Annotated in this window: 3 protein-coding genes and 1 pseudogene; all 4 read left to right on the plus strand. The window is 54.6% G+C overall.

From position 1 onward, the window contains the following. On the plus strand, nt 1-389 hold a 389-nt coding region (locus lacNas_RS05740; RefSeq protein ID WP_507762774.1), incomplete at its 5' end, for a polysaccharide deacetylase family protein. Between the two features lie 75 nt (nt 390-464). Further along, nucleotides 465-1,715, plus strand: a complete 1,251-nt coding sequence (locus lacNas_RS05745; protein ID WP_280515192.1) for a nucleotide sugar dehydrogenase — start codon at nt 465-467, stop codon at nt 1,713-1,715. Between the two features lie 18 nt (nt 1,716-1,733). Continuing rightward, a complete protein-coding gene (locus lacNas_RS05750) occupies nt 1,734-3,590 on the plus strand; it encodes a glycosyltransferase (RefSeq protein ID WP_201332005.1) in 1,857 nt (618 codons plus the stop codon). Continuing rightward, a pseudogene (locus lacNas_RS14225) lies at nt 3,577-4,701 on the plus strand (polysaccharide deacetylase family protein); the annotation flags it as partial. The gene lacNas_RS05750 and the pseudogene lacNas_RS14225, both read left to right, overlap by 14 nt.

A 4,701-nucleotide genomic window follows, 5' to 3' on the forward strand; every position in this document is an offset into this window, starting at 1 on the left:
TGAATAAGTACGTCGGCAACGTGAAAGTCGGCGGCAAGCCGGCCTTGTCACTTGACTTCCGGCCGCCGACTCTGGAGGTTTCCAAAAACGGCCTGCGGGCAGTGTTTGATGTTGGTTACAAGTACGCGATTTCCGGCGACGTTTCGACCAACGACTATGAGCAGAAAAACTTCCAGCAGTACTTGAACGAGCTGAAGTACGGTTCAGGCAAAGAGGGAGATGACTTCCAGGTCACCAACGGCAGCGTGATCGTCATGCACATGCTGGAAGACGCCAAGTACACCGCCCAAGTTTTGGACAAGATGATCCCGGTCTGGAAGCAGGAAGGCTACCGCTTTGCCCGGGTGGACCAGTACACGGGCAATTACAGCCGGAAAATGAAGCAATAGATGAGCAAGAGGGAAGAAAAAATGAAAATTTCGGATAAACTGACCAGTGGCCAGGGCAGGCTGTGAGTAGTCGGCCTGGGTTACGTCGGCCTGCCTTTGGCAGTTGAATTCGCCAAAAAAGTTCCGGTTACGGGCTTTGACATCAATGAAAAAAAGCTCGCTGCCTACCGGCAGGGGCTGGACCCGACCAATGAAATCGGCGACGTACATGACAGCGGAGTTGACTTTACCAGCGACGAAAGCAAGATCCGCGAAGCTGACTTCGTCATCATTGCCGTGCCCACGCCGGTTTACGATGACAACCAGCCTGACCTGCGGCCGCTTGAAGGGGCCAGCCGGCTGGTTGGGCGCAATTTAAAGCCAGGAGCGGTCGTCGTTTATGAATCGACCGTTTTCCCGGGAATGACGGAGGATTTCTGCGGGCCTCTTTTGGAAGAAGCCAGCGGGCTCAAAGTCGGCCGGGACTTCAAAATTGCCTATTCGCCGGAGAGAATCAATCCAGGCGACCGCCGCCACCGGCTGACCAATATCAAAAAGATCGTCTCCGGCATGGACGCGGAAACCTGCCAGACCGTCAAGGAAGTCTACGACTTGATCATCAAGGAGACTTATCCGGTATCGTCGATTAAAGCGGCAGAAGCGGTCAAGGTGACGGAAAACAGCCAAAGAGACGTCAATATTGCCTTTATGAACGAATGCGCGGCAATTTTTGACAAATTCGGCTTGGATACCCAGGAGATCGTCAATGCCATGAACACCAAATGGAACGCCCTCGGCTTTAACCCCGGCCTGGTTGGCGGCCACTGCATCGGCGTTGATCCTTACTATCTGATCCAGCAGGCTGAGCGGTTCAATGCCGATGCCAGTTTGCTGAGAAGGAGCCGGGAGATCAACAACCAGGTTGCCGGCTTCCTGCGCGACAAGACCATCAAGTACCTGTCGCTGGCGGGCCGGCCGATCAAGGGTGCCCGCGTTGGCGTTTTGGGAATAACCTTCAAGGAAAACGTGTCTGACGCCCGCAACAGCAAAGTGGCCGACCTGGTCAAGGGCCTAACAGAATACGGGGCCGAGGTCCTGGTGGCGGATCCGCGCGCCGACAAGGCCGACATCAAGCAAAAGTACGGCATCAGTCTGCTGCCTTTGAGCGAGATGAAGAATCTTGACGGCCTGGTAGTCGCAGTAGCCCATGACGAATTCAAGAAGCTGGACTTAAACAGTTTTTACAAGCCGGCTCTGGCTGCCAGCGAGCGGGTGCTGATCGATGTCAAGGGGCTTTATCCGGCTGAACTGGAAAAGAAGCTTGGCTTCAGCTACTGGCGTTTGTAAGGAAAAGTGGTGAGCAGGATGACTAAAAGCCAAGGAGCTGATCAGGAAGTTCTTCTGCGTGAAAAAAAGGACCGGCGATTGTTGCCGCACGTTCCAGATCCATTGGGCCAGCGGACCAATCTCGACCGGCGGGGCAAGTACAGCGAGGCAGAGGATTTTACGACCCTTTTGAAAGAGCATGCCCTGGGAGTCCGCTATATCAGCAGCTTTCCAGTCAAATTGCGGGCGGAAAAAGGCGGCAGGGTCTTCAAGATAAAGGGCGAATGCCGCGATATTTCGGATACGGGGATGCTGCTGGCGGTCAAGGATGATTATGACCAGGTCAAAGACGCCAAAAACGTCCGCCTCAGTTTCAAGGTCCCAGCCGGCAGCATGCCTGAAGGCCATGAAGCGCGTTTCAGAATCAGCGGCCAGATCGTCCGCAGCGTTGACCAGCAGCAGAGCGTGGGGATTGAGTTCTCGCAAACCTTGCCCAGCTACCTTGACCGGCACAAGGACCGCTACCTGCTGGTCTGCGCCGGCATTTCCCTGGCCTTTGTCAGTTTGTGCGTGGTCTTGATGCGGGCAGAATCGATTATTTACTTCAAGTACAATGCCCTGCTGTACACGTATTCTTTGATCGCGGCCGCCTTTTTGCTGACGCGCTACCTTTTTGGCAGCCTTTACCGGCCAGTGGCGATCAATCCTGACTTTACGCCGTCGGTGACGGTGGTGATTCCCTGTTTCAACGAGGAAAAATGGATCCAGCGCACGATTTTGTCCTGTCTGGATCAAAGCTATCCGGTCGACAAACTGAAAGTCTGCGTTGTCGACGACTGTTCGACCGACGGGTCGGTGGACAAAATCCAGGAGCTCCTCAAGCAGCTGAAAAACAAGGAAGGCGACCGCTACCGGGTCAGTGAGCGCGTCAAGATGCTTGTCCAGGAGAAAAATGCGGGAAAAAGAGCGGCCCTGGTGCGCGGGGTTGAGCAGACGGACACGGAGCTGGTGATGTTTGTCGACTCTGACTCTTTTTTGGAGCCGGATGCCGTCCGCAACCTGGTGCAGCCTTTTCAGGACCCGAAAATGGGCGGCTGCGCCGGCAGATGCGACGTGGCCAACACCTACACCAACGCCTTGACGGAAATGCAGTCGGTCCGCTACTATATTGCCTTCCGGATCATGAAGGCTGCTGAAGGAGTCTTTGACGCGGTCACTTGCTTGAGCGGTCCTTTGTCTTGCTACCGGCGAGAACTGGTAATGAAATACAAGGACCGCTGGCTGAACCAGCGTTTCCTTGGCCACAAGGCCACTTTTGGCGATGACCGGGCCATGACCAACTTCATTCTCAGCCATTACCGCTGCGGCTACCAGGATACGGCGGTCTGCTCGACCATCGTGCCCCGCCAGCACCGGGTCTTTTTAAAGCAGCAGATGCGCTGGAAGCGGTCCTGGCTCAGAGAGTCGCTGATGGCCGGCAGGTTCATGTGGCGTAAGGAGCCTTACGCGGCCATCAACTTCTACATCGGCTTAATTGTGCCGATCATGGCCCCGGTCGTGGTGGTTTACAACTTGATGTACGTTCCGCTGACCCAGCATATTTTCCCGCGGACTTTTTTGGTGGGACTTTTGCTGATGAGCCTGATGATGTCTTTTGCCCAGCTTTTTTTGCGCAAGAGCACGACCTGGACTTTCGGTTTCCTGTTCTGCATCTATTACGAGCTGGTCCTGCTCTGGCAGATGCCGATTGCCTGGGTGACTTTCTGGAAGTCGACCTGGGGAACGCGACAAACGCCAAGCGATGTAGCCGCCCAGAAGAAGAAGCAGGCCAAGCAAGAGCAGCGGCAATTGAAGCGGCAGGCAAGAACAGGGGGTGGGGCAGATGAAAAAGCATAAGCGCCGGCCCTGGTTTCAAAGCCGCAAGGACCTGGTCAAGTTCGTGCGGTCGATTTTGGAATGGATCAGCATCATCGTTTTGACCTTGATTGTGGTCCGGGCCCTGTTTGTTTTCAAGACCTACCAGCCCTATTCAAAAAGCGATCCGGAAACGGTCGACGGCTTGGACCATGGCTTTGTCTCCCTGGCTTATTTTGGCGTTGACCGCGAGGGCACGGACAGCCTGATTGCCTTGAAAAGGCTGGAAGAGGAACTCACAGCCTTAAAGCGGCTGGGCTACGTGACGGTCAGCCAGAAAGACGTTGAGAACTACTACTACCACGGCAAGCCCCTGCCGAAAAAGGCCCTTTTCCTGCTTTTTGAAGACGGCCGCAAGGATACGGTCTTGTTTACTGAAAAACTGCTGGAAAAGCTGAACTACCGGGCCACGATTCTGACATACGCGGAAAAGTTCAAGCGTGACGACCAGAAATTCGTCTCGGTCAAAGACTTGAAGAAGCTGCAAAAAGAAGGCTTTTGGGAACTGGGAACCAATGGCTACCGCCTGTCGTACATCAACTGCTATGACCGCTATCACCGCTTTCTGGGGCAGCTGGACTCCAGGGAGTTCGTCGAAATCAACCAATACATCGGCCGCGATTACAACCACTACTTGATGGACTACATTAGAGACAAAAACGGGATGCCGGTTGAAAGCAGCAAGCAGATGCGCCGGCGGATCAAGCGCGACTACCAGCTGATGCAGCAGGTCTATCAAAAGCAGGTCGGGCGGGTGCCGGACCTGTATTGCCTGATGCACTCAAATACCAGCCGCTTTGGCGACAATGCCAATGTTTCCAGTGCCAATGCCGCCAGTCTGGAAAAAATGTTCAAGCTGAACGTCAACCGGGAAGGTTTCGCCTACAACAACCGGAAGTCTTCGCCCTATGACCTGACCCGGCTGGAGCCGCAGGCCTGGTGGTATACCAACCACTTGCTGATGCGGATCAGGGATGACTTGCCGGCCAAACAGAAAAAGCAGATCAAATTCGTCAAAGGAAACCGGCAGCGCGGCCGCCACTGGCGGCTGATCAAAGGAGCAGCGGAATTCAAAAAGAATTTGATTGCTCTG

Source organism: Lactobacillus nasalidis (assembly GCF_016587775.1).
GTDB lineage: Bacteria > Bacillota > Bacilli > Lactobacillales > Lactobacillaceae > Lactobacillus > Lactobacillus nasalidis.

Coding starts and splice junctions, on each gene's coding strand:
- lacNas_RS05750 (WP_201332005.1), top strand. CDS start 1,734: ATGACTAAAAGCCAAGGAGCTGATCAGGAAGTTCTTCTGCGTGAAAAA.